The organism is Nonomuraea maheshkhaliensis, from assembly GCF_039529435.1.
Classification (GTDB): Bacteria; Actinomycetota; Actinomycetes; order Streptosporangiales; family Streptosporangiaceae; genus Nonomuraea; species Nonomuraea maheshkhaliensis.
In genome coordinates, this window is sequence record NZ_BAAAMU010000069.1 from 35,646 (window position 1) to 58,929 (window position 23,284).

At 68.6% G+C, this 23,284-nt stretch carries 27 protein-coding genes and 2 tRNA genes; 16 read left to right on the top strand and 13 right to left on the bottom strand.

Annotation, left to right across the window (positions count from 1 at the left end):
- Positions 1–53: 53 nt before the first annotated feature.
- From soxR to ABFX54_RS35540, 3 genes are all read left to right on the top strand, one after another.
- Positions 54–542 (top strand): redox-sensitive transcriptional activator SoxR, encoded by a 489-nt coding sequence (soxR, locus tag ABFX54_RS35530; protein WP_346111068.1) that lies wholly within the window; start codon positions 54–56, stop codon positions 540–542.
- A 201-nt stretch (positions 543–743) separates the two neighbouring features.
- Positions 744–1,205 (top strand): aldo/keto reductase, encoded by a 462-nt coding sequence (locus tag ABFX54_RS35535; protein ID WP_346111069.1) that lies wholly within the window; start codon positions 744–746, stop codon positions 1,203–1,205.
- The gene (locus ABFX54_RS35540; protein WP_346111070.1) at positions 1,202–1,558 is read left to right on the top strand and encodes an NAD-binding protein; all 357 of its coding nucleotides are present in this window, start codon (positions 1,202–1,204) and stop codon (positions 1,556–1,558) included. Before ABFX54_RS35535 ends, ABFX54_RS35540 begins: the two co-directional genes overlap by 4 nt.
- 239 nt (positions 1,559–1,797) lie before the next feature.
- On the opposite strand, the gene ABFX54_RS35550 is transcribed toward ABFX54_RS35540, so the two are convergent.
- From ABFX54_RS35550 to ABFX54_RS35560, 3 genes are read right to left on the bottom strand one after another with little or no spacing between them, the layout of a single operon-like run.
- On the bottom strand, positions 1,798–2,532 hold the full coding sequence (locus ABFX54_RS35550) for an FAD:protein FMN transferase (RefSeq protein ID WP_346111071.1): 735 nt from the start codon (positions 2,530–2,532) through the stop codon (positions 1,798–1,800).
- Complete coding sequence (locus ABFX54_RS35555) at positions 2,529–2,987, bottom strand: FMN-binding protein (protein ID WP_346111072.1); 459 nt, start codon at positions 2,985–2,987, stop codon at positions 2,529–2,531. Before ABFX54_RS35555 ends, ABFX54_RS35550 begins: the two co-directional genes overlap by 4 nt.
- Before the next feature lie 20 nt (positions 2,988–3,007).
- Entirely contained in the window at positions 3,008–4,354 is a 1,347-nt protein-coding gene (locus tag ABFX54_RS35560; protein ID WP_346111073.1) for a ferredoxin reductase family protein, read from the bottom strand.
- A gap of 96 nt (positions 4,355–4,450) precedes the next feature.
- Between ABFX54_RS35560 and ABFX54_RS35565 the strand changes: the two genes are divergently transcribed.
- Both ABFX54_RS35565 and ABFX54_RS35570 read left to right on the top strand, forming a co-directional pair.
- On the top strand, positions 4,451–5,158 hold the full coding sequence (locus tag ABFX54_RS35565; RefSeq protein WP_346111074.1) for a response regulator transcription factor: 708 nt from the start codon (positions 4,451–4,453) through the stop codon (positions 5,156–5,158).
- On the top strand, positions 5,155–6,552 hold the full coding sequence (locus ABFX54_RS35570; protein ID WP_346111075.1) for a sensor histidine kinase: 1,398 nt from the start codon (positions 5,155–5,157) through the stop codon (positions 6,550–6,552). The genes ABFX54_RS35565 and ABFX54_RS35570 overlap by 4 nt, the downstream gene beginning before the upstream one ends.
- A 14-nt stretch (positions 6,553–6,566) precedes the next feature.
- On the opposite strand, the gene ABFX54_RS35575 is transcribed toward ABFX54_RS35570, so the two are convergent.
- Entirely contained in the window at positions 6,567–7,277 is a 711-nt protein-coding gene (locus ABFX54_RS35575) for a multicopper oxidase family protein (protein ID WP_346111076.1), read from the bottom strand.
- A 174-nt stretch (positions 7,278–7,451) separates the two neighbouring features.
- On the opposite strand from ABFX54_RS35575, the gene ABFX54_RS35580 reads away from it, so the two are divergent.
- Positions 7,452–7,895 carry a site-specific integrase gene (locus tag ABFX54_RS35580; protein WP_346111077.1) on the top strand — a complete coding sequence of 148 codons (444 nt, stop codon included), beginning with the start codon at positions 7,452–7,454 and terminating at the stop codon, positions 7,893–7,895.
- 219 nt (positions 7,896–8,114) lie between these two features.
- Here the strand turns inward: ABFX54_RS35580 and ABFX54_RS35585 are convergent, their stop codons facing one another.
- Complete coding sequence (locus ABFX54_RS35585) at positions 8,115–8,474, bottom strand: hypothetical protein (RefSeq protein WP_346111079.1); 360 nt, start codon at positions 8,472–8,474, stop codon at positions 8,115–8,117.
- Positions 8,475–8,674: 200 nt separating this feature from the next.
- Between ABFX54_RS35585 and ABFX54_RS35590 the strand changes: the two genes are divergently transcribed.
- From ABFX54_RS35590 to ABFX54_RS35600, 3 genes are all read left to right on the top strand, one after another.
- Entirely contained in the window at positions 8,675–9,154 is a 480-nt protein-coding gene (locus ABFX54_RS35590) for an RICIN domain-containing protein (RefSeq protein WP_346111080.1), read from the top strand.
- A gap of 40 nt (positions 9,155–9,194) precedes the next feature.
- Positions 9,195–9,464: a hypothetical protein gene (locus tag ABFX54_RS35595; protein ID WP_346111082.1), complete on the top strand. Its 270-nt coding sequence runs from the start codon at positions 9,195–9,197 to the stop codon at positions 9,462–9,464.
- A gap of 481 nt (positions 9,465–9,945) precedes the next feature.
- The gene (locus ABFX54_RS35600) at positions 9,946–11,076 is read left to right on the top strand and encodes a serine hydrolase domain-containing protein (protein WP_346111083.1); all 1,131 of its coding nucleotides are present in this window, start codon (positions 9,946–9,948) and stop codon (positions 11,074–11,076) included.
- A 386-nt stretch (positions 11,077–11,462) separates the two neighbouring features.
- Here the strand turns inward: ABFX54_RS35600 and ABFX54_RS35605 are convergent.
- The 7 genes from ABFX54_RS35605 to galU form a co-directional block, all read right to left on the bottom strand.
- A tRNA-Ala gene (locus ABFX54_RS35605) sits at positions 11,463–11,539 on the bottom strand.
- Positions 11,540–11,588: 49 nt separating this feature from the next.
- On the bottom strand, positions 11,589–12,176 hold the full coding sequence (gene sepX / locus ABFX54_RS35610; RefSeq protein ID WP_428834608.1) for a divisome protein SepX/GlpR: 588 nt from the start codon (positions 12,174–12,176) through the stop codon (positions 11,589–11,591).
- Positions 12,177–12,294: 118 nt separating this feature from the next.
- A complete protein-coding gene (locus ABFX54_RS35615; protein ID WP_181307538.1) occupies positions 12,295–12,948 on the bottom strand; it encodes a GNAT family N-acetyltransferase in 654 nt (217 codons plus the stop codon).
- A gap of 95 nt (positions 12,949–13,043) precedes the next feature.
- Positions 13,044–13,520, bottom strand: a complete 477-nt coding sequence (locus tag ABFX54_RS35620; protein ID WP_346111085.1) for a MogA/MoaB family molybdenum cofactor biosynthesis protein — start codon at positions 13,518–13,520, stop codon at positions 13,044–13,046.
- Positions 13,520–13,996, bottom strand: coding sequence for a cyclic pyranopterin monophosphate synthase MoaC (gene moaC, locus ABFX54_RS35625; RefSeq protein WP_346111086.1), 477 nt, complete (start codon positions 13,994–13,996; stop codon positions 13,520–13,522). The genes ABFX54_RS35620 and moaC overlap by 1 nt, the downstream gene beginning before the upstream one ends.
- Positions 13,997–14,014: 18 nt before the next feature.
- Positions 14,015–15,202 carry a molybdotransferase-like divisome protein Glp gene (gene glp, locus ABFX54_RS35630; protein WP_346111087.1) on the bottom strand — a complete coding sequence of 396 codons (1,188 nt, stop codon included), beginning with the start codon at positions 15,200–15,202 and terminating at the stop codon, positions 14,015–14,017.
- Complete coding sequence (gene galU, locus ABFX54_RS35635; RefSeq protein WP_346111088.1) at positions 15,189–16,091, bottom strand: UTP--glucose-1-phosphate uridylyltransferase GalU; 903 nt, start codon at positions 16,089–16,091, stop codon at positions 15,189–15,191. The genes glp and galU overlap by 14 nt, the downstream gene beginning before the upstream one ends.
- Positions 16,092–16,124: 33 nt before the next feature.
- Between galU and ABFX54_RS35640 the strand changes: the two genes are divergently transcribed.
- From ABFX54_RS35640 to mscL, 6 genes are all read left to right on the top strand, one after another.
- On the top strand, positions 16,125–16,685 hold the full coding sequence (locus ABFX54_RS35640) for a 5-formyltetrahydrofolate cyclo-ligase (RefSeq protein ID WP_346111095.1): 561 nt from the start codon (positions 16,125–16,127) through the stop codon (positions 16,683–16,685).
- A gap of 22 nt (positions 16,686–16,707) precedes the next feature.
- Entirely contained in the window at positions 16,708–18,213 is a 1,506-nt protein-coding gene (locus ABFX54_RS35645) for a potassium/proton antiporter (RefSeq protein WP_346111089.1), read from the top strand.
- A gap of 69 nt (positions 18,214–18,282) precedes the next feature.
- Positions 18,283–18,615 (top strand): FmdB family zinc ribbon protein, encoded by a 333-nt coding sequence (locus ABFX54_RS35650; RefSeq protein ID WP_346111090.1) that lies wholly within the window; start codon positions 18,283–18,285, stop codon positions 18,613–18,615.
- 316 nt (positions 18,616–18,931) lie between these two features.
- The gene (locus tag ABFX54_RS35655) at positions 18,932–19,738 is read left to right on the top strand and encodes an S-methyl-5'-thioadenosine phosphorylase (protein ID WP_346111091.1); all 807 of its coding nucleotides are present in this window, start codon (positions 18,932–18,934) and stop codon (positions 19,736–19,738) included.
- Positions 19,735–20,331 carry a CpaB family protein gene (locus ABFX54_RS35660; RefSeq protein WP_346111092.1) on the top strand — a complete coding sequence of 199 codons (597 nt, stop codon included), beginning with the start codon at positions 19,735–19,737 and terminating at the stop codon, positions 20,329–20,331. Before ABFX54_RS35655 ends, ABFX54_RS35660 begins: the two co-directional genes overlap by 4 nt.
- Positions 20,332–20,354: 23 nt before the next feature.
- Positions 20,355–20,759, top strand: coding sequence for a large conductance mechanosensitive channel protein MscL (gene mscL / locus ABFX54_RS35665; protein WP_346111093.1), 405 nt, complete (start codon positions 20,355–20,357; stop codon positions 20,757–20,759).
- 5 nt (positions 20,760–20,764) lie between these two features.
- On the opposite strand, the gene ABFX54_RS35670 is transcribed toward mscL, so the two are convergent.
- Positions 20,765–21,706, bottom strand: a complete 942-nt coding sequence (locus tag ABFX54_RS35670) for a D-alanyl-D-alanine carboxypeptidase family protein (RefSeq protein WP_346111094.1) — start codon at positions 21,704–21,706, stop codon at positions 20,765–20,767.
- Between the two features lie 1,228 nt (positions 21,707–22,934).
- Here ABFX54_RS35670 and ABFX54_RS35675 point away from each other — a divergent pair.
- Positions 22,935–23,007, top strand: a tRNA-Arg gene (locus ABFX54_RS35675).
- Positions 23,008–23,284: the final 277 nt, after the last annotated feature.

Here is a 23,284-nt window from a genome sequence, read left to right on the forward strand (position 1 = left end):
CATCCAGCATGAAACCTCGACTATAGACGAGGTCAAGCTCTAGCCTGAGAGGCGTGACGAAACCCCCTCCTGACGCCAAGGAGCTCACCGTCGGGCAACTCGCCGCCCGTTCCGGCGTGGCGGTGACCGCCTTGCACTTCTATGAAGAGAAGGGCCTGATCCGCAGCCGCAGAACCGCGGGAAACCAACGACGCTACTCCCGCGACACCCTGCGCAGGGTGGCCTTCATCCGGGTGGCGCAGCGAGTCGGCATTCCGCTGCGCATGGTGGGCGAGGCGCTGGCAGGCCTTCCGGAGGAGCGCACACCGAACAGGGAAGACTGGACCCGCCTATCCGCCTCATGGCGCGCCGAACTCGACATCCGCATCGAGCAGCTCACCCGCCTGCGCGACAAGCTGTCCGACTGTGTCGGCTGCGGATGCCTTTCCATCGATCGATGCGTGCTGCGCAACCCCGACGATCGTCTCGGAGACGAGGGCACCGGCCCGCGCCGCCTCTTGAGCCCTCGACTGGCAGATGAAAGCCGCTTCCCGTCCCTTTGACCGCGCACTCGTCAAATCTCCGGGCCTGATGCGGACAGGCCGAACTGCTCAACCACCAACGCTGGAACGCCACGAGGGCCACCGCGGCAGAACGCCTGGGGCGCCCTCGGTGGCCACGTCGTATAAGACCATCGCTATCGGTCCCGTGAGGGAGGAGCCAGCAAATGGCATCTGACCAGATGCGACGTCCGTCGCCTTCCCGTGCCGCCGGCGAATACGGCGGATGCGCTTCCGACCAGTTGGCCTGGCCCGCCCTTTCGACCCCGCCCTTTCGGCGAGGGAGAAGACCGGCCAGTCCTTCACTTCCTGCAGCCGCCCCGCCTCGAACTCGCGCTCGGTGCCGTCGTCGGCTCAGACGATCCAGAGGCCGGGTCCCGAAGTCGCCGCCGACGATCTCGCCCCGAAGATCACGTTCTGCCAGCACCGGCTGCGGGCAGTCGCCGTCACGATCGCCGCAACCTCGGCGTGGTCGACGAACTGCGGCGCTTCGCCGAGCGGCGGGGCGCGACGATCGGGCAGCTCGCGGTGGCATGGGCGCTGGCCAACCCGGCCGTCCAGGTCGCCATCGTCGGCGCGCGCAGCCCCAAGCACCTCGATGACAGCCTCGGCGCGCTCGACCTCACACCGTCTACGTGGGCACGGGGGCAGAGGCCTCCCGGGTGAAGCTGATCGTCAACAGCTGGATGACGGCTTCGGTGGTGGCCATGGCCGACACCCTGCTCGCCTGCGAACAGCTGCGTGTGGATCCCTCGCTGGTGCTGCAGGTGCTCGACGACGGGCCGCTTCGCATGCCGTATGCGATGCAGAAGGCCGAGGAAATGCGCGCGCACAGCTACCAGGCCGGATTCCCGCTCGATCTCGCCCTCAAGGACCTCGGCCTTCTCGCCGACGAGCGCGACCGGCAACCTCGGCTGCCCGGCGTGCTGCGTGACACGCTGGAGCGGGCGGTCGAGGCGGGCCACGGCCGCGAGGACGTCGCCGCCGTCGCCGAACTGATGAAGCAGGACATCACCTGACACATCCCGCGGGCTCATGGCGAGTTTCGGGGGCATTCCCTGGTCACTGCGAGTGGGTGACCCGTGCCACGTGGCCGAGATCACCATGGTCCCGGCCCCGCCTGGCGGCTGCGAGGAGGTGCCGGCCACGCTCTCCCGCCCGATCGAGGCGCACGAAACCGTCCTCGTGGCCTGCCAGGACGCGGTTGCCCCGCGCGCGCGGGAGCTCTCTTCGCGGTCGCGGACGGCCTAGTGCCGTACTAAAGGGCCAGGTCGGTGTACGCGGCGAAGCCGGTGGTCTGCCACGTGTGGCCGCCAGTGGTCACCGCGAACGCTTCGAGGTCCTCGCACTCCTCGATCCAGTCGCGGGCGTCGTCGCCCATCGCGTACGCCGCGGTGGCGAAGGCGTCGACGGTGGTCAGGCGGGGGCCGATGAGGGTGATGGACAGCAGTTCCCCGGCGAGCCGCCCGGTGTGCGGGTCGAGGATGTGAGGGCCGCGTTCGGCGTTGCCCGAGGTGGCGATGGCCAGGCCGTGGCCGGTGACCACCGTACGGAGGGTGTCGGGCCGCAGGGGGTCGGCGATGGCGATCCGCCATGGGCTGGGATCGGGGCCGAGCTGGATGTCGCCACCGCCGTTGACACAGTGGCGCGGCGCGCCGGCCTCAGTCAGTAGCAACGAGGCCTCCTCGACGGCCCAGCCCTTCACGAGGCCGGACGGGTCCAACCGGCCGCCGGGACACGTGGTGAAATATCCTCCTGTGTGGTGTTCGGCTTGTGCGCACAGGGCGAGGACGTGGGCCACTTCCGGCGGGCAGCCCGTCAGGCCGACCTCGCCGCGCGCGAGGCGGCTGATCGCGCTGTCCGGCCGGTAGGTGGAGAAGACCTCGTCCACGTGGTGCAGCCAGGCGATGGCGCGTGCCACCGCCTCATCGGCATCGTGGCGTACGTCGAAGGAGAAGACGGTGCCCATCGCCTGCTCAACGTGCCGGGTCACAGCGCACTCCGATCGATGGCGCTCTGGAGGGAGCGGGCGTAGCCGTCGCTGGTGTAGGTGGCGCCGGAGACGGCGTCAATCTTGGCGCTCTGGGCTGAGAGCGCCTCCTGACGCAGGATGGGCAGCGCCGTGTCGCTGATCTCGAGGTCGCGCCGATTGCCGTCCGGGGAGCGCAATACCTTGACGTCGGTGATCTTGCTGCCGGTGACGGTCATGCGCACCTGCACGGGGCCCCAGCGGGTGTCGACGGCGTCCCCGTCGACAGTCCGGCTGCCGGCAGGGGTCGCGGACGGTGAAGACGGCGCGGAGGTCCGGCCGCTGTTCCCGAGGTCCGGCCGTCCCGGCTCGTGGGTCTGGACGGCTGCGGGCGGTTGGGCGAGGCCTGCGACGTTGTGCGGTTTGAACGACAGCAGGAGCGCCAAGCCGATGGCGGTGACGACCACCGCGAACAACATTCTGCGCATGGCGGATCTCCTCAGAACTCGAACGACTCGTGATGGATCTGGTGGTTGGCCACGCCTGCGGAGCGCAGCGCCTTGATCGCCGCGCGGGTCATGGTGGGTGGTCCGCACACGTAGACGTCGTGCTCGCGCAGATCGGGCAGCAGATGGTTGAGCCCGTCGAACAGGCCGGGGGCCCTGGGCCCGGTCGAGAGGTAGAGCGTGGCGTCACCGCGTGCTCGGGCGATCTCCTCCAGTTCGTCCTGGAAGAGCAGCTCTTCGGGCGTGCGGGCGCGATAGAGCAGCGTCACTCTTCCGGGCAGCGTCTCGAACAGGGTGCGCAGTGGGGTGATGCCGACGCCGCCCGCGATCAGCAGCGACTTGCCGCCCCGGCCGAGGCGGGCGGTGAAGCCGCCGTACGGGCCTTCGGCGAGCACCGGCGTGCCCGGCCACAGCCGGGGAAGCGCCGCGCTGTGGTCTCCCAGCGCCTTTACCGTGATGCGCAGCTCGTCGGCTTCGGGCGCGGCGGACAGCGAGTACGGGTTGGCCGACCACCACAGCCCGCGGGCCAGGAACCGCCAGCGGAAGAACTGCCCGGGCTCGGCACCGAGCCGTCGCAGGCCCCGGCCGGTCACGTGGATCGACACGACGCCCGGGGCATCGGTCGTGACACGGGACACGCGCAGGCGATGCCGCGCCCACAGCCGGACCGGGCCCAGGAAGCGGTACCAGACCAGCAGCGCCGCCACCCCGAGATACAGGATGTACCAAGCGACCTGGGCCATGCGGTCGCCGGTGAACTGGGCGCCCGTCGCGAGTTGGTGCCCGAACGCCAGCCAGGCCGCCAGATACGTGTAGAAATGCAGGTAGAACCACGTTTCGTAACGCAGCCGGCGACGCGCGGCGCGGGCCGAGACCAGACCGACTCCGAGGAGCAGCAGCAGGGCCGCGGTCGCCTTCATCATGTCGGGGAAGGACAGCACCATGGCGGCCGTCTCGTCCACCACGCCGATCCGCTCAGCGAGGGCGTACCCCCAGATGATCATCAGCACGTGCGCGGTGATGAGCCCGATGACGTACCGGCCGCCCATCGCGTGCCAGCGGGCCACCCGGTCGCTGCCCACCCCGCGCTCCAGCGCCGGGATCCTGGCCATGAGCCCGAGCAGCACCGCCAGCCCGTAGCCGGCCAGCAGTCCTGTGACGCGCCCGGCCTCGGTTAGCCAGTCGTCGAGCCCTGCCACGGACGGCGTGCTGCGCCACCACAGGAGAAGGACCGCTACCGCGCCCGCCGCCACGACCGCGAGCAGCCACTCGGGGGACATCCGCCGGCCAGGCAGAGCCCGGCCGGCGCTGCGCCACGTTGTAGCGTGAAGAGGGGTCATGAGGTCACCGTGCCAGGTCACCCTATGTTTTCCCTCTGAGAGAGCCCTTCAGAGGATTCTCAGAGCAAGTTCGCGTTTCCTGGCAGGGAGGTGAGAATGAGCAACTTGTCGCGTCCGGACGGCACGCCGATCCGCGTGCTCGTCGTAGACGACGAACCAGACCTGCTGGAGGTGCTGGAGGGCACGTTGCGACAGGAGGGCTGGCAGGTCGAGGCCGTGGGGAGCGGCCAGTCGGCAATCCGGGCAGCCGAGCGGTTTGCGCCGGACGCGGCGATCCTGGACATCATGCTGCCCGACCTGGATGGGCTCGCGCTGATGCGCAGGCTCAGGGAGCGCTTGCCGGAGCTGTGCGTGCTCTTCCTGACTGCGCGCGATGCGGTGGAGGACAGGGTCGCGGGCATCACGGCAGGCGGCGACGACTACGTCACCAAGCCGTTCAGCCTGGAGGAGGTGCTGGCCCGGCTGCGCGGGCTGCTGCGCCGCGCGGGTATGGCCCGCGCCGCCGATGGCGACCGGCTCATTGTGGCCGACCTGTTCCTGGACGAGGAGAGCAGGGAGGTGAGCAGGGCCGGCACGCCGATCGACCTGACCCCGACCGAGTTCGAGCTCCTGCACCTGCTCATGTGCAACCCGCGCAGAGTGCTAACCAAGGCGCAGATCCTCGACCACGTGTGGTCCTACGACTTCGGCGGCCAGGCGCACGTGGTCGAGCTCTACATCAGCTACCTGCGCAAGAAGATCGACGCGGGCCGCAAGCCGCTGATCCACACTGTGCGTGGCGTCGGATACGTGCTCAAACCGTGAAACTCCTTCCGCGCACCCTCAAAGCCAAGCTGATCGCCGGGCTGCTCGTGCTGCTGGCGCTGCCTTGCACGGCCGTCGCCGTCGCCACGTCCGTGGCCATGCAGAACTTCCTGATCGGCCGTCTCGACCAGCAACTCACCGTATACGGCGTGCGGTTCGCCGCCAGCCTGGAGCACGACGAGGACACCCGCGGACAGCCGAGGGGCGCGTTCGGCGCGCGACTGGTCGACGGGCGCGCCACCCACGCGGCAGTGGTGTCGCAGGAGGGAGCCACCCCATTCAAGCTCAGCCACCGTGACGAGAAGACGCTGGCCGCGCTCCCGGTCGACGGTCCGCCGCGAACCGTGACCCTGTCCAGCCTGGGCGACTACCGAGTCGAAGCCGCCCTGGGCCTGGACGGCGACGTCCTGATCACGGGACTGTCGTTGCACGGGGTGGAAGAGACCCTGGAACGCCTGCAGCTGTTCGAACTGGTGATGTTCTCAGGAGCCCTCGCCGCCGCCGGTCTCGCGGGCGTTCTGTGGGTACGGCTGGCGCTGCAGCCGCTGCAACGCATCGCCACGACCGCCCGGAAGGTGAGCGAGCTACCGCTGGCCAGCGGCGAGGTCATCCTCGCTGAACGCGTGCCCGACACCGACCCGCGAACCGAGACCGGCCAGGTCGGCGCCGCGTTCAACCGCATGCTGGGCCATGTGGCGTCCGCCCTCAGCCGCAGACACGCCGTCGAACAGCGGCTGCGCGTCTTCGCCGCCGACGCGAGCCACGAGCTGCGCACGCCGCTCGCCGCGATCCGCGGGCACGCCGAGCTCGCACTGCGCGGCGATGCACCGATGCCGGACGAGGTACGGCACGCGCTGAGCCGGATCGACGCCGAGTCCGGCAGGATGAGCGAGCTGGTGGACGAACTCCTCCTGCTGGTCCGCCTGGACGAGGGACGCCCACTGGCCAAAGAGGAGGTCGACCTGACCCGACTGGCCATCGAGGCGATCGACGACGCCCGGGCCACCGCCCCCGGCCATCACTGGCGGCTCGAACTGCCCGAAGACCCCGTCACCGTCACCGGCGACCCGCTCCGGCTGCACCAGGTGGTCGCCAACCTGCTGGGCAACGCCCGCATCCACACCCCGGACGGCACGACCGTGACCGTGGCGGTCCGCCGGCTGCCGGCCGAGACCGAGCTCATCGTCAAAGACGACGGTCCCGGCATTCCGGACCACCGCCAGGAGGAGATCTTCGAACGGTTCGCACGCGTGGACCCAGGCCGGTCGCGCACCAGCGGCGGAGCCGGGCTTGGCCTGGCGATCGTCCGCGCGGTGATGGCCGCGCACGGCGGATCGGTGGACGTGCGAAGCCGTCCGGGCCGGACCGAGTTCCGGCTGCGCCTGCCCGCATAGCGCCCTAACCGCACCTAGCGGACGACCTCCACGTTGGCCATCATGCCGCGGTCCTCGTGGTTGAGGATGTGGCAGTGGAACGGGTACTTGCCGAGGTAGTCGAGGAACCTCATCCTGATGACCACCTCGCCGCGGGCGGGCAGCTGCACCGTGTCCTGCCAGCTGCGGAAGGGGTACGGCCTGCCCTTCACGCTCATCAGCTGGAAGTCGTTGACGTGGATGTGGAAGGTGTGCTGCTCCTCGGAGACGTTGCGCACCGTCCACTCCTCGGTGGTGTTCAGCTTGGCCCGCACGTCGATCCGGTTCGCGCCGAACTGCTTGCCGTTGATGTAGAACTCATTGGTCTGATCGTTCTCCGAGAACGTGATGGTGCGCCGCTGGGCGATGGGGTCCTTGCTCAGGTAGTCGAACGAGGCGAAGGTCATGGGCAGAGCGGTGGGCGTCATGGGCTGTCCGGAGGACACCACGGTGGCCAGCGTCGTCTCCGGATAGGAGTCGCCCTGCGGGCCTGTGCTGTAGGCAGTGGTGATCAGGCGGGTGCTGCCCTTCGTCGGCCCCTGCACGAGCACGTCGAACCGGCTTCCCGGCGGCATGAACAGCGTCTCGTCGCTCCAGACCCTGGAAACGGGGTTGGCGTCCTGGGCCACGACGGTGAAGCGGGAGCCCTGAAGCTGAACGTTGTAGGCGATGTCGGACGAGGTGAGCGTCAGGGCCAGGACCGGCAACCAGAACCCGGAACGCCCTGACGTCTACTGGGAACTGGAAGCGCCACAGGGCGGCTGCGTCAGCCGCGAGGTCCATTTCACCAACCCGGCAACCCGGATCAGATGGGCACGGCTCTGCGCATACCTGGTCGCAGATCGCGGATGGGAGGCAGTCTGCCGCCGTCCGGCGCGGCCATGACATGGCGTGCCGACCGCGAAGGAGGGGACACCAAGACCCGCAAGTCACGCCGCACGCTGGAACTGCCCAAGCTGGCGGCTGAAGCGCTCCGGCAGCACCACACCCGCCAGGCTGTACTCAAGCTCAAGGCCGGTGAGGCGTGGCAAGATCACAACCTGGTGTTCTGCACCAGCGTCGGCACCCCACTGGACGCCTCGAACGTGCGGCGGGCGTTCCGCAAGACCACCAGACGAGCAGGACTCGGAACCACTTGGAGTCCTCGCGAACTGCGTCACTCGTTCGTCTCCATCATGAGTGACCAGGGCGTGCCTATCGAGACCATCGCCGATCTCGTCGGGCACGCGGGCACGCGGGCGGTCTACCGGCACCAGCTCAAGCCGGTGATCACCAAGGGTGCCCGGACCATGAACACCATCTTCGGCGACAGCCGACACAGGTAGAGAGTCCGAGTGAGATGGCTCCCCGATTGGCTCCCATCGACTTCCACACATGAGAAAAGGGCCTCTGGATTACTCCGAAGACCCTTCTCACCTACATCTTCCTGGTGGGGTGTTCACGAATAGGACTGGCCTGGGGCGCAAGAGGGGGTGAGAAGATCGCTTCCCGAGAAGAGATGATCGCTTCCCGCATAAGCAGCTCTGGCGCTGGCCGTTCAGGGGTCAGCGGGTCGCGTCGGGCATACGGACCGTCACGTAGGGATGCGGCTGCTCCAGCCACTCGCCGGTCAGCCGTGCCCCGGTGCTGCGGTCGATGACCGCCAGGCAGGCGGCCCTCCAGTCGTAGCCGGCGCGGTCATCGAGGTCGTCCTCGTCCTCTTCCTCGTCGAGGTCCTCGGACGCGGGCGCGGCGAAGAAGTCCGTCATCGCTTGGAGTTCGGGCCATCGAGCCAGACCGGCATGGTGTTCCTGCCGCCCGGGGAAGAGCGCGTCGATCGCCAGGACGTTCTCGCCTCCGGCCGCGAAGCTCAGCAAATTGTTGGCGTTGACGTTCCACCAGGCGCTGTAGACGCGCGCCCTCACTGAGCCGCCGGAGCACGGCAGGGCTTGCCCCGAGGTAGTCCCACTCGAAGAGAACGGTGCTGATCTCGCTGATCTCGCGCGGCACGGTTGACCGGTTGCACAAAGCAAATCTGAAGTCGATCTGAAGCCACTGCATGTTTGACTGGCGGTCGCTGTCCCAACGGCAGCGGAGTCACGACAATGGGAAAGGGCGAACAGCCATGAGCACAAAGATTGCGCGGCGCGTCGCGATCGTTGCCGCGGCCGGATTGGCGCTCGGCACGGCGCCCCTCGCGGCCGAAGCGCACACGGGCACCGCGACCGAGGACATCGCGGCCGTCGCGGGGGACCGTCTCGCCAACAACGGCACTGGTCGCTGCCTGATCGATACCGCCGGCCTGTCCGGCGCCTACACCGGTAGCTGCGCGACCGGCCGCCGCTACTGGCAAGCTGTCCAGGATGACTTTGGCTCACGCATCTACAACACCACGAGCGGGCGCTGCCTGACCCATCAAGGCGCGAGCGCCCTGTTGACCGCGTGCACCGGCGCCTACAACCAGATGTGGTACCGCCTGTCGGGCGCCTTGCTGCAGAACTTCGCCAGCGGCATGTGCCTGCAAGGGGCGACCGCGGGCGGCGGCACCTGGATGGCGTCCTGCGGCGTAAGCAACAAGTACCAAGGCTGGGTCAATATCGGCTGAACGAGATGAACGCGCAGATCAGCACCCCGTCCTTTACGGCGTGGATTCCTCTTTCCCGTCCCGCAGGCTCAAGGGACACGACCTCGACCTCGGCGATCCCAAGAACCGGCTCGCCCACGGCCGCGTCGCCCAGACCATCCTGGTCGCGCTGCTCGTCACCGTCGCCAACGACCACTTCCTCGACCAGTGGCGCCACATCCACGAGCCCCAGGACAGGCCCGTCACACTCGCCATCACTCCGCAGGCTCCAGCCCAGCCCTTCGACGGCATACCACCCGCAGGCCAGAGCAGGCCGCCACCCGCCCCATAAGCCGCAGAACCCGCCACCTTGTCGCAGCGCCCCGCTCACCGTCGGCTTCGCCATGCCCAACGGCCGGATCCCGCTCCTCCACCAGCGGCCTGACAGCACCCGGGCCTTCCCAGACGCTGACTCCACAGTCCCCGAATCAGGACGAAATCGATTCGGAAACCCCTGAAACGACAAGATCCCGCCCGATCTCAACGATCAGACGGGATCCCGTCAACTTCAGTCCGGCCGTCTCATGAACGGCCCCTTGTGGGGTGTTCACGAATAGCCCCGACCTGGGCCCGGAAGAACGGTCGAGAAGATCGCTTCCCGGCATCGCGCTGATTGTTTCCCAGAGTGCGGGAGCGGAGGGCCAAGGTTCGCGCCTGTGCTCTGGGCTCCGTGCAGAGCCACCTGGCCTGCACTGTAACGCCGAGGAAACGCTGCACTCGCTAGAACTTGTGGCTCGACAGCCGAGTATTCGGACCTTGAAGTGGGAGACTTCATGATTCTGCGTCGAGCGACGTTCACCGCCGCAGCCTCGCTGGCGTGCGCGGCGCTGGTCTTGAGCGTGGCCCCGCCCACCACCGCCTCGACAGCTGCCGCCCCCGTCAAGCTCGGGGATGTGCAGAAGGCGATGGAAGACTTGGTGAAGACGGGCCACGTGGTGGGAGCCATCGGCGAGGTGTACGTGGACGGCAAGCGGGTCGGAAAGGGATCGGCGGGGTCCCGCCTGCTCGACGGCAAGGGCGGCGCGATCCCGTCGACCGCCCGCTACCGGATCGGCTCGCAGACCAAGACCATGACCGCCACCGCGGTGCTGCAACTGGTCCAGGAAGGCAAGCTGAGCCTGGACGACAAACTCAGCGAGGTCCTGCCCAAGGTGGCGGAAAAGGACCTGGTGGAGCGGACCGACGAGATCACGGTCCGCAATCTGATCCAGCTCACCTCGGGCATCCCCGACTACATCGGCCCGGACACCTCCGACCCCACGCGCAACTACCGCCCGACCGACCTGCTGGCGGCCTCACGCAAGAACGCCCGGCCCGTGGAAGTCGGGACGTTCAACTACTCCAACACCAACTACATCCTGCTCGGCATGATCATCGAGAAACTGTCCGGAAGGTCACTGGCGGCCGAACTCAACCGGAGGCTCTTCGCCCCGCTCGGCATGCGCCATACCTACCTGCCCACGAAGGCGACCGAGGGCATCAAGGGCCCGCACGGGCACGGCTACGCCCCGGACGAGACGGGCACGATGCGCGATGCCGACAAGATCAACGCCACCACCATGCTCGGCGCCGGCGGCGTGATCTCCACCGCGCGCGAGATGAGCGTCTTCCAGCGCGCCTTCCGCCAGGACAAGCTGCTGCCGGCGTCCCTGACTAAAGTGATCACCGATCCGCCGCCCGGCCAGCCGTCGCCGCCCGCGGGCGGCCCCTGCTCCGGCAACCCCGAGTTCGCCGCCGGAGGCGGAGGCAGCGCCCCCGGCTTCACCGCCGCGACCCTCACCTCATCCGACGGCCGCCTGCAGTTCGCCGTGTCCCTCACCCTGGCCATGGACAATGCCGAGCGCGGCACCGTGCCGTCGCGCATCACGAATGCCCTCAAATCGCTGTTCTGCCCCGCGAAGTGATCACTCCAGCCGCACTCGTGATCAGATCATGATCGCCAAGTGCGGCTGGAGGATTGAGTGGGCGTTCTGAGAACCTGTGGGCGGCCGTGGCACATACGCGGCGTGGCTCTGTGACGCCGGATGACCGAGAGGACTTTTCACGGACGTCAGCAGTCAGGGCTCCGACGTAGTGGCGTTTTGTCCTGTCTCTCGGTCATGTGAGGTCGGGGACGGCGAGGGTGCGGACGGCATCGCGGGAGATGTGGCGGATGGCCTGGGCGATGTTGCCGACCAGAATCTGCCCCGTGCAACGATTCGAAGAACTCGCAAAACACGAAATCCCGTCCGATTCAGATGATCGGACGGGATCCCGTCAACCTCAGTCCAGCCGTCCCAAGAACGGCCCCTGGTGGAGATGAGGGGATTCGAACCCCTGACCCCTTCGATGCGAACGAAGTGCGCTACCGGACTGCGCTACATCCCCAAGGACTCGACCAGATTAGCAAACTCCAGAGGGTCCTCGCGCCACCGTTTCAGTCCCCCACCGCCCGCCGCGGCGGTTCGGCGTACTGATCGAACAGAACGTCCCCGTTCAGCGCCGTGAGATCGATCACCTCGGCCTCCGCCTCGGCGGCGACCCGCTGCTGCTCGCGCTGCCGTCGCAGGCGCTCAGCGCGAGCCTGGCGGGCGCGTTCGCGGCGTTCCCTGTCGACCTGTACGGCGATGCGGAGAAACGCCATGTACGTCAGCATGACGACGATGGAGGGCGCGACGCCCCACCACGGCATCATCTCGACCGAAGCCGTCACCACGGAGGCCAGCACGAGCAGGGCGGTGAAGAAGAGCAGGCGGCGCCGGCGGGCGACGATGATGGCGCGGCGCCGGAAGCGGAACTGGCGGACGTCGACCTTCTCGATCTCGGCGAGCGTCGGCCCGTCGTAGTCCTCGGAATCGGGGGCGAGATTGTCGAGATCGGGCAGTTGGTGCTCGCCGGTGTAATACTCTTCGAGCTCGGCCAGTTCGGCGAGGTTCGTCTTGTCCCGACGCAGCCACATGGGAATCAGGACACAGAGCCACATAACGACGATGGCCATGTAGAGGAGGACAGGACTCACGGCCACCTCCGGGCAGCACAAAGACGCGGATGTGCTCGTCGCGCCTTGAATGTGCTCACGTCACGCACCGTAAGACCGCGTGTCACTAATTGACGAGCATTCGGTGCGGTGTGTCGCGAGATCGTCAAACCTCTTCGACGGAGGACCCCCCGTGAGCCGCTGACTCACGCGCGCGACGCCACTGCACGAGCAGCCCGCCAGGTACGTCCTCGACGGTCAACGCGTAACAGATGTGGTCGCGCCAGGCTCCGTCGATGTGGAGTTGGCGACGCCGAATGCCTTCTTCCCTGAAACCGAGCTTCTCAACCACTCTACGGCTGGCTTGATTCTCGGGACGGATGTTCGCTTCCAACCGATGCAATCCGGTGGTGAAGAAGCAATGGTCAACGGCCATCGCGAGCGCGGTCGGGGTGACCCCGTTGCCCGCCACGGCGCCGTCGATCCAGTAACCGACCTGGGCGGAACGGGCAGACCCCCACACGATGGCGCCCACGGTCAGCTGGCCGGCGAAGCGGCCGTTGTAGGTCATCACCCATGGCAGCGCCAGCCCCTGCCTCGCCTCGCGGCGCAGGGTGCCGACCATGGAGATGTACGGGCCGAGCCCGGTCCGGAACAGGGGGGTCTCGGGGTTGCTCGGCTCCCAGGGCCGCAGCCAGTCGGCGTTGCGCAGCCTGGTCTCGCGCCACACACGTACGTCGCCCAGCCGCAGCGGCCGCAGGCCCACGGGGCCTTCGTTCAGGGTCGCCGGCCAGCCACGAAGTCGATCCACACCCCTCATCATCCCCCGATCGGGCACGATGGCGCCACGGATCAGCGAGCGGAGCTGCGATTCACCCTCAGGACGCCGATCGCCGGCGCGATCAACGGCCCGGCTCAGCGCGGGTGATCACCGCCCCGGATCTGATCGACCGCGTGCCGCAGGATGGGGGCGAGTACGGCGACGCCATCCCGTACACCACCGGACGATCCGGGCAAATTCACGATCAAGGTGTCACCCGCCTGCCCGGCCAGCCCTCGCGACAATACGGACGTAGGCACCTTGTCGCGATTCGCCAGCCGAATTGCCTCCGCGATGCCAGGAATTTCCCGAGAAATCACCCTGCCGGTCATCTCCGGCGTCAGATCCAGCGGCGTCAGCCCGGTGCCCCCGGTGGTGACGATGACCTCGTACCCACCCGCCACCCCCTCCCTGAGAGCCCGCTCGACCGCCTCACCGTCGGGCACCACCACGGGCCCCTCGACCTCGCAGCCGGCCTCCTGCCGCAGCAGCTCGGCCAGCAACGGCCCGGATTTATCCGCATAAATCCCGGCGGAGGCCCGGTTCGACACCGTGATCACCAGCGCGCGCATCAGCCCTGCTCCCGCGTCCACCGGCCGGTCTTGCCGCCCAGCTTCTCCTCCACCCGCACGTCGGTGATCACCGCGCCCGGATCGACCGCCTTGACCATGTCGATCAGCGCCAGCGCCGCCACCGAGACGGCCGTCAGCGCCTCCATCTCCACCCCGGTGCGGTCGGCCGTCTTCACCCGGCACGTGATCGCCACGCCCCAGTCTTCGACGTCGAGCGTGACCTTCACCCCGTGCAGGGCGATCGGATGACAGAGCGGGATCAGATCGGGCGTACGTTTCGCCCCCATGATCCCCGCGATCCTGGCCACCCCCAGCGCGTCGCCCTTGGGCACCTCGCCCGAGCGCAGCAGCGCGACCGTCTCGGCCGACAGCAGCACCCGGCCGGTGGCCGTGGCGGTGCGGGCCGAGACGTCCTTGGCCGACACGTCCACCATGCGCGCGGCACCGGTCTCGTCGATATGGGTCAGCTCACCCACGGGCACCCTCCACTCGGCTCACAGCCGGACCACCTCCACGGCGGACCCGCTCTCCACCTCGGTCACATCCTCAGGCACCACGATCAGCGCGTTGGCCAGGGCCAGGGCGGCGAGCTGGTGGGAGCCCTGCCCGTGCACCGGCGTCACCGTGCCGTCCGAGGCCAGCACGCCCCTCAGGTAGGAGCGCCGGCCGGACGGTGATCGCAGCGGCCCGGTGACGATCGCGGTGACCGTCTCCGGCGGGCCGCCGGGCAGCCCGCGCATCCGGTCGAGCGCGGGACGTACGAACAGCATGAACGACACGAACGACGAGACCGGGTTGCCGGGCAGCGCGAAGATCGGCACCGCGTCCTCCCCCAGCACGCCGAAGCCCTGCGGCATCCCCGGCTGAATCGCGACCTTCTCGAACCGGACGGTGCCCAGCGGCGACAGCGCCTCCTTGACCGGCTCGTAGGCCCCCATCGACACCCCGCCTGTGGTGACGATCGCGTCGGCTCGCACGAGATGCGTGTCGAGCCGGTCGAGCAGCACCGCGGGATCGTCGCCGACGGATCCGGCGCGGAAGCCGTCGGCCCCCGCCTCGCGCACCGCCGCCGCCAAGGTGTAGCTGTTGGACTCCCAGATCTGGCCGGGAGCGAGCGTGCCGCCCGGCTCGACCAGCTCGGCGCCGGTGGAGACGACCACGACGCGGGGACGCGGGCGCGCGAGCACGCGCCGCCGCCCCACCCCGGCGATGATCCCGAGCTGCGCGGGCCCGATCAAGGTGCCCGCCTTGAGCACGACCTCTCCGGCCTGCACGTCCTCCCCTGCCCGCCGGACCGCGTTGCCCACCTCGGCGCGGCGGTCGATGCGTACGGAGACCGTGCCCCCGTCCGTCCACTCGACCGGCACCACGGTGTCGGCCCCGGCCGGCATGGGCGCGCCGGTCATGATGCGCACGGTGTGGCCGGGCCCGACGGCGCGCAGCTCGACGGAGCCGGCCGCCACGTCGTCGATCACCGGCAGCGTAACGGGGACCTCCGACAGATCCTCGGCCCTGACCGCGTATCCGTCCATGGCCGAGTTGTCGAACGGCGGCAGCGGCACCGGCGAGGTCACGTCCTCGGCCAGCGTCGTGCCGAGCGTCTGCTCCAGCTCCAGCTCAAGGGGGGCCAGCGGACGTACAGTGGCCAGGATCTCGGCCAGATGCGCGTCAACTGATTTCATCGAGGAACTCCCGCAACCACGGCACGAAATCCGGCGCCAGATCGTCCCGGTCCGCCGCGAACTTCACCACGGTGCGCAGATAGTCGAGCTTGTCGCCGGTGTCGTAGCGCCGTCCCCGGAACAGCACGCCGTGCACGGGCCCGCCCTCCTCGCGGCCACGCGAGGCGAGCGTGCGCAGCGCGTCGGTGAGCTGGATCTCCCCGCCCCGCCCCGGCGGCGTCTGCTCCAGCACCTCGAACACCGCGGGATCGATCACATAGCGCCCGATGATGGCCCAGTTGGACGGCGCCTCGTCGGCCGGCGGCTTCTCGACCAGGTCGGTCACGCGTACGACGTCCTCTTCCGCGGTGGCCTCGATGGTGGCCACACCGTAGAGCGAGACCTGCTCCTTGGGCACCTCCATCAGCGCGATCACGCTGCCGCCGAACGTGTCACGCACCTCGATCATGCGCCGCAGCAGGTGGTCGCGGTGGTCGATCAGGTCGTCGCCGAGCAGGCAGGCGAAGGGGTGCTCGCCCACGTGGTGCTTGGCGCAGAGCACCGCGTGCCCGAGCCCCTTGGGCTCGCCCTGGCGTACGTAGTGGAGAGTCGCCAGCGAGGCCGGCTCGCGGACCTGCGACAATCGCTGCTCGTCGCCCTTGGCCTCGAGAGCCTCCTCCAGCTCGAACGCCCGGTCGAAGTGGTCTTCGATCGAGCGCTTGTTCTTGCCGGTGACCATGAGGACGTCGAGGAGACCGGCGGAGGCCGCCTCTTCGACGACATACTGGATCGCGGGCTTGTCGACGATGGGCAACATCTCCTTGGGTGTCGCCTTCGTCGCCGGAAGGAACCGGGTGCCCAGACCCGCGGCGGGCACGACGGCTTTCGTCACAGGGTCGAAGTCAGCCATGAGTAGACCCTAGTGGAGGGACCTGTGGACAAGATGAACCTGCGCCGCGAGCTGAACGCGGCGCGCGGCTCCCTCACCCCCGAACAGCTAAGGGCAAACGCCATCAAGATCCGCGAAACGCTGCTCGAACAGCCGTGGGTGCAGATGGCCGGTCTGGTGGCCTGCTACTGGTCAGCGGGGCCGGAGCCGGAGACGCACGGGCTCGTGTTCGCTCTCTGGAAACATGGAGCCACCGTCATCCTGCCCGTGCTCCAGAAGGACAACGACCTGAACTGGGCGGTCTACGACGGGCCTGACACGCTCGCGCCCGGCCGCCACGGGATCATGGAGCCGGTCGACACCCGCAGGGGCGTCGACGCCGTGCGTACCGCCGCCCTCGTGATCGTGCCCGCGCTGGCGGTCGACCGGCGCACGGGCGTGCGTCTCGGACGCGGCGGCGGCTCCTACGACCGGGCGCTGGCCAGGGTCGGCCCCAACGTCCCCACGGTGGCCCTGCTGCACGACGGCGAGCTGATCGACGACGTCCCGTCCGAACCCCATGACCGGCGGGTTCGCTACGCGATGACGCCTTCTGGACTCACTAGTCTTATGTGACCGCCGGTACGAGAGGAGCCAGATGATGCTCGACGTCTGGCTCCTTGTCGGCGCCGTGATCGTCATCGCCGCCATCGCCTCCGTCCGCATCGCCCATCGCACCGGTCTGCCCAGCCTCCTGGTGTTCCTCGGCTTCGGCCTGATCCTGGGGCCCTCAGGGCTCGGCATCCCCTTCGAGAGCCCCCAGCTGGCCCAGCAGATCGGGATGACGGCGCTGGCGGTGATCCTGGCCGAGGGCGGCCTGACGACGAACTGGTCCCACGTACGGCGTTCCGTCCCCTTTGCCCTGATCCTGGCGACCGTGGGCGTGGCCGTCAGCATCGTCGTGGTGGCGCTGGTCGTTCAGGGCGTTCTCGGCATGGACGGCAAGACGGCGCTGATCCTCGGCGCCGTCCTGGCCTCCACCGACGCCGCCGCCGTCTTCTCCGTACTGCGCAGGCTGCCGCTGCCCCCGCGCCTCGCGGGGGTGCTGGAGGCGGAGTCCGGCCTCAACGACGCGCCCACGGTCATCGCCGTGGTGCTGCTCAGCGGAGCCTCACACTCCTCGGCCACCATGGGAACGTTCCTGCTGGAGACCGGGATCGAGCTGCTCATCGGCGCCGCTGTGGGCCTCGCCGTCGGCCCCGCCGGCGCCTACGCCCTGCGCCGCGTCGCCCTGCCCGCCTCCGGCCTCTATCCCATCGCCGTGCTGGCGCTCACCTTCGTCTCGTACGGCGGCGCGGTGCTGCTGCACGGCTCCGGCTTCCTGGCCGTCTACCTGACGGCGCTCATCCTGGGCAACTCGCGCCTGCCCCACCGGGCGGCCACCAGGGGTTTCGCGGAGGGCGCTGCCTGGCTGGCGCAGATCGGCATGTTCGTCCTGCTCGGCATGCTGGCCGACGTCAACGAGATGGCGCCGGCGATCGTCCCCGGCCTGATCACCGGCACCATACTCGCGCTCCTGGCCCGCCCGCTGTCGGTGCTGGCCAGCTCGGCCCTGTCATGGGCGCTGCGGCTGGGCTGGGTGAGCTGGCGCGAGCAGGCGTTCCTGTCGTGGGCCGGGCTGCGCGGCGCGGTGCCGATCGTCCTGGCGACCATCCCGTGGGCGGCCGGCGTCGTCGGCTCCAAAGGCCTCTTCAACGAGGTCTTCGTGATCGTCATCGTGTTCACCCTGCTCCAGGGACCGACGCTGCCGTACGCCGCGCGGCTGCTCGGGGTGGCCGCTCCCGGTGAGGCCCATGATCTCGCGGTCGAGTCCGCTCCGCTGGAGGAGCTCAACGCCGACCTGCTGCAGGTCAAGGTGCCTCCGGGCTCGCGCCTGCACGGGGTGGAGGTCTTCGAGCTCCGCCTGCCCTCCGGGGCCGCGGTGACGCTCGTCGTACGCGACGGCAAATCCTTCGTCCCCAGCGCCACGACCAGGCTGCGCGTGAACGACCAGCTCCTGGTCGTCACCACCGCCGCCTGCCGCGACGAGGCGGAGCGCCGGCTCCGGGCCGTGAGCCGAGGTGGAAAGCTGGCAGGCTGGTACGGCGAGCGGGGGTTGGAATAGCTGTTTGACCCCATCGGTTACCATTAGCAGTCGCATCGCTCGAGTGCCAAAGCTTGTAAGGAGGAGCGCGTGCCGACCTATCAGTACGCCTGCAACGACTGCGGTGAGCAGCTCGAGGTCGTTCAGAAGTTCACCGACGATGCGTTGACGGTGTGCCCGAGCTGCGAGGGAAACCTGCGCAAGGTGTTCTCGGCCGTCGGCATCGTGTTCAAGGGCTCCGGCTTCTACCGGACCGACAACCGCTCGTCGTCGGGCTCGTCGGCCACGGCCGCGTCCTCTTCTGGTACTTCCGGCTCTTCCGGCGCGAAGTTCGGCGAGAGCAAGTCGTCGTCGGAGTCGAGTTCCTCGACGCCGTCGACCGCCCCGGCGCCGGCCGCCGCCTCCACGACGACCTCCAGCTGACCTTCTCAGGGCCCGGGGCCCGCCCCGGGCGCTCGTACGGTCTGCCTACCTGAGGGCGGTCCGCTTTCCCGAGACTGGTCCGCTTACCCGAGCGGTCGCTTACCCGAGAGCGGTCTGCTTACCCGAGCGGTCGCTTACCCGAGAGCGGCCGCGGTAGGCGGACAAATGCCGACATGCCGGTTCATGTCAGCCGAAGTCAGCTGAAGTCAGCCGGAGTCGGCTGGTGTCGGCGCGCCCGCATCACCCGAACCCCGTTATCCACAGAACGGCGTTCGGGCCGTCCCAGCCGCACCCCGCTCTCGCTACCCTCTGCGCCATGGTCACTCGCGCAGACATCGGCGTCATCGGCGGTTCGGGCTTCTACTCCCTGCTGGACGACGCCGAGGAGCTCCAACTCTCCACTCCCTACGGCCCCCCGAGCGATGTCGTCACGATCGGGCGCATCGGCTCGCGTTCGGTGGCGTTCATCCCCAGACACGGGCGAGATCACCGTTTCCCGCCCCACCGCATCCCCTATCGCGCCAACCTCTGGGCGCTGCGCTCACTCGGCGTCCGCCAGGTGCTCGCGCCCAGCGCCGTGGGTTCGCTGAAGGCCGAATACGGCCCCGGTGCCCTGGTGGTGCCCAATCAGCTCGTCGACCGCACCTCTGGGCGCGTACAGACCTACTACGACACCGACGGCGCGGTCCACGTCTCCTTCGCCGACCCCTACTGCCCGTCCGGCCGCGCCATCGCGGTCAAGCGCGCCCAGGAGGGCGGCTGGCAGACGGTCGACGGCGGCACGCTGGTCGTCATCGAGGGCCCGCGCTTCTCCACCCGCGCCGAGTCGCAGTGGTACGCGGCCAACGGCTGGTCGATCGTGGGCATGACCGGCTTCCCCGAGGCCATCCTGGCCCGCGAGCTGGCCCTCTGCTACACCTCGATCTCCCTCGTGACCGACCTCGACGCCGGGGTCGAGACCGGCCAGGGCGTCACCCATGACGAGGTGCTGGAGTTCTTCGCCAGAAACGTCACCCGCATGCGCACCCTGGTGTCCGAGACCGTCCAGGCCCTCCCCGAAGAGCGCACCTGCTCCTGCGGCTCGGCACTCGACGGCCTCAAGCTACCCTTCGAGCTGCCGTGATCCGATCCTGGCTGACACGCTACGGCCGTCGCCGCCGCCTCGTCGCGGCGGCGCTCGCCGCCGTGTCCGTGCTGGCCGCCTTCCTGGCCACTCGCCCCGCCGCCTCCGCCCCCACGGTCCTGGTGGCCTCGCGCGACCTGGCCGCCGGCCCGCTCGATCCGGCCGACTTCCACCCGGCGGCACTCGTCCCGCCACCCGCCGGGGCGGTGCGCGCCATCTCCCCGTCGTCGGCCCAGACCCTGGCCACCCCCATGCGCAGAGGCGAGCCCCTCACCGACGCCCGCCTCCTGTCCTCCTACCGCCTTCCCCCGGGCCTGGTGGCCACCCCGGTGCGCATCTCCGACCCCGCCGCGGCCGCCCTGCTCTCCCCCGGCTCCACGATCACCCTCCTGGCCTCCTACGCGGAGGGCGTACCCGCGCGCCAGATAGCCCCCGACAGCCAGGTCCTCACCATCCCCAAAGCGGCGTCGTCATCCTCCTCGCCCGAGGGCAGCCTGATCGTCCTGGCCACGACCATCACCCAGGCGGCCGAACTGGCCACCGCCCAGGCCCACGCCCGCCTGTCGATCACCATCAAACCTAACCCTGGGTAATGACTCGACTACGATCACCTCCCATGAACGGATTCAGAAGGTTCCTCACCCAGGGCAACGTCATCGACCTGGCCGTCGCGGTGGTCGTCGGCGCCGCCTTCAACGCGATCGTGCAGTCGTTCGTGGCCGACCTGCTCACCCCGCTGATCTCGGCGTTCGGCGGCCTGCCCGACTTCTCCTCGCTCAAGGTCACCATCGGCCAGTCCAACTTCATGTACGGCAATTTCATCAACGCGGTCGTCTCGTTCCTGATCGTCGCCGCGGTGCTCTATTTCCTCGTCGTCAAGCCGTACACCCACTTCAAGGATCGCACCGCGGCCAAGATCGAGGCGACGACCCGCGACTGCCCCGAGTGCCTGTCGGAGATCCCCAAGGCGGCCAGCCGCTGCGCCTTCTGCAGCGAGGAGGTCACCCCCGTGGGCCTGTAGAGAGGTCAGGCCAGCGAATCGATCTTGGGGTCGTACTCCCAATGCCACGGCTCGAACGGGCTGCTGTAGGCCCACGACGGATGGAACCACCCATACCGCTTCGAGTTCTTCTCCATCCACACGAACTCCGCGGACCCCGACCGCTCCACGCCGCCACACAGGTCCACCGCCAGCCCGAGCCCGTGGTTGCTCCGCCCCGGCACCGCCGCGAACCCGGGCCGCCGGTAGTAGACCGACTGCTGCTCGGCCAGGCTCCGGTAGGCGTCCGTCACACACATGGCCTTCCCGAACCGGCGCCGGTAGGCCTCGTTCAGGCTGACGAACGCGATGGTGGCGTCGGCCCTGAGGCTCTGCCCCTTCTGCTGCAGGGGGCAGAGCATCGACGGGGGGATCAGCCCGTTGGGATAGTGATCGGCCGTGGCCGCCCGCAACGGATTGCACCCCAGCGCCGCCCGCCCCACCTTGTCGATCTTGATACCGAGCTTCACCAGCGCTGCGGTCAGCGACTTCACAATCTTGTCCGACCGCTGCCGGAGGGTGTCCACCTCGGCCGCCAGCTGCGCCTCGGCCAGCAGATTGCCGGCCCGCAACTCCTGCGCCTCGCCGGCCAGCCGCTCGGCCTCCTTGTACAGCGTGCTGGTCTGCTCGACCGCCTGCTGCCGCACGGCCACCATCTGATTGGCGTCCGACAGCGCCCGCAGCGTCTTCTCATCCGCGCCGCCCGTCAAGAACGGCAGGATGCCCCCCATGAGCGGCTGCTGATAAAGCAGCTCGGCCATCTGCGACACCGGCTGCCGCATCGCCGCCACCCGCTGCTCCAACTGCTGCAGGGAGGCGAGCTTGGTCTTGAGCGTCCGCTCGGACGCCGCGATCTCAGCCCGCCGCTTCTCCAGCGCCTTGGTGGCCTCTTCCAGCTCCTTGGCCGATTTCTCGGCTTCTCTCCGCAACTCAGTCAGATTGGACGGATCCCGCCGATCAAGCTGGACCCCAGCCTCCGCGTACGCCGTCGAGTGCACCTGAGCCTGAGCCGCCCTCTGTCCCCCGGGCACGAGAAGAGAAGCCACCGCCATGACAACCGCGATCAGACCTGCTGATCGAGGGGCTGGCACGTTCGACTCCTCCGTTTGCACTCTCGTTACCCAAGTCAGGCACGCACGTTACTACAGCCCCCGGAGTGTCCGGACCGAACTCGGAAGAGCTGTTATGAGACAAATAGCCCACTTTGCTCAGCTCGCCCTGCCCCGCCCGCACACCATCACCCCAACCCGCACGCACCTCCATTGATCAGCACCACTTATTGATCAGTACGCCCAGCCAACCCCTTCCGGTTCACCTCCCCACCACCCAACTCCCCCGCGCACCCCACAACCCCCGCACCCACAACATCGGCGAGCGCGGGAGCGCCCTCGCTGGGGGGTACACCCAACCCACAACGTCACCACGACCGCGGAAGCGCCCTCGATGACGGCGTACACCCGCCCCTCCCGCACACCCTCACAACCCCCGCACCCAACCCTCCCGCGCAACCCACATCCTCAGCCCTCATCCCTTGGCCAGGACTCATATCCCCGGCACCCAACTCTCCCCCGCCCCTGCCCTCTCCTGCTCCCGATCCCGGCACAACTCCCACAACCAGGTGTCCACCCACTCCCCCGGACACCCGTCCCGAGTCCGCACGGGAGCCGGCGTCACAGGCTCCTCAGGCAGGGCCTCCTCCGGCGGCTCGGCAGCCACCGCAACCTCCTCCGGCGGCGCCTCCTCCACCGGAGGCGAAACCTCCTCCTCCCGCACAGGAGCAGGCACAACCCCCTCATACCACCGATCAGGCCGAGGCGGAGCAGGCACCAACACCGGCTCCAACGCCATCCCTCGCCCCCCACTCGGCACAACCACCGGCGGCCCCGCCAACCCAAGCCCCCGCATCTCCCCCGCCAGCAACCCACCCGCCAAAATCGCCGGCGCCAGCAACGCCCCGAACAGAACAACGGGCCGCCGACGGGCCTGCGTACATCGCCTCCTGGTCACGAGCAGACGGTATCCACGCCCCCCGAACCCGCCGCCGACCGCTTGCCATGGCTTTACCGCAGCTCAGAGCACCCATAACCAACCCCACAAAACTGATCGGGGCCGCACGTCGCGGGCAGTGCCAGACTTTCGCTAGGCTTACGAGAGTCCGCCTCCGTAGCTCAGGGGATAGAGCACCGCTCTCCTAAAGCGGGTGCCGCAGGTTCGAATCCTGCCGGGGGCACACACCCAGATCGGCATTTCGTGCCCCTGACCTGCGGTTTCTCAGCCGCAGGTCTTTTGTTTTGCGCCCTTGATAGGCAACCCAACGGTGCCCGCATGCAGCCGTAAGACCATGATCAGGGGATATGCGCGGGATGATCTTGGTAGCGTTGCCCCAGCTCAGGCCCTAGATTCCTGCCATCCCGGCCTCCGGCAACCACTACACAGATTGAATGCGTAGTGTCTTAGAGGTCCTAACAGAATGATCTCTGCTGTGCTTTGATCTCTCGCTGTAGCCG

Coding starts and splice junctions, on each gene's coding strand:
- ABFX54_RS35600 (WP_346111083.1), top strand. CDS start 9,946: ATGATTCTGCGTCGAGCGACGTTCACCGCCGCAGCCTCGCTGGCGTGC.
- ABFX54_RS35645 (WP_346111089.1), top strand. CDS start 16,708: ATGATGCTCGACGTCTGGCTCCTTGTCGGCGCCGTGATCGTCATCGCC.
- ABFX54_RS35655 (WP_346111091.1), top strand. CDS start 18,932: ATGGTCACTCGCGCAGACATCGGCGTCATCGGCGGTTCGGGCTTCTAC.
- ABFX54_RS35560 (WP_346111073.1), bottom strand. CDS start 4,354: ATGACCCCTCTTCACGCTACAACGTGGCGCAGCGCCGGCCGGGCTCTG.
- galU (WP_346111088.1), bottom strand. CDS start 16,091: ATGGCTGACTTCGACCCTGTGACGAAAGCCGTCGTGCCCGCCGCGGGT.
- ABFX54_RS35580 (WP_346111077.1), top strand. CDS start 7,452: ATGACATGGCGTGCCGACCGCGAAGGAGGGGACACCAAGACCCGCAAG.
- ABFX54_RS35555 (WP_346111072.1), bottom strand. CDS start 2,987: ATGTTGTTCGCGGTGGTCGTCACCGCCATCGGCTTGGCGCTCCTGCTG.
- mscL (WP_346111093.1), top strand. CDS start 20,355: ATGAACGGATTCAGAAGGTTCCTCACCCAGGGCAACGTCATCGACCTG.
- ABFX54_RS35640 (WP_346111095.1), top strand. CDS start 16,125: ATGAACCTGCGCCGCGAGCTGAACGCGGCGCGCGGCTCCCTCACCCCC.
- ABFX54_RS35565 (WP_346111074.1), top strand. CDS start 4,451: ATGAGCAACTTGTCGCGTCCGGACGGCACGCCGATCCGCGTGCTCGTC.
- ABFX54_RS35620 (WP_346111085.1), bottom strand. CDS start 13,520: ATGCGCGCGCTGGTGATCACGGTGTCGAACCGGGCCTCCGCCGGGATT.
- glp (WP_346111087.1), bottom strand. CDS start 15,202: ATGAAATCAGTTGACGCGCATCTGGCCGAGATCCTGGCCACTGTACGT.
- ABFX54_RS35590 (WP_346111080.1), top strand. CDS start 8,675: ATGAGCACAAAGATTGCGCGGCGCGTCGCGATCGTTGCCGCGGCCGGA.
- ABFX54_RS35615 (WP_181307538.1), bottom strand. CDS start 12,948: ATGAGGGGTGTGGATCGACTTCGTGGCTGGCCGGCGACCCTGAACGAA.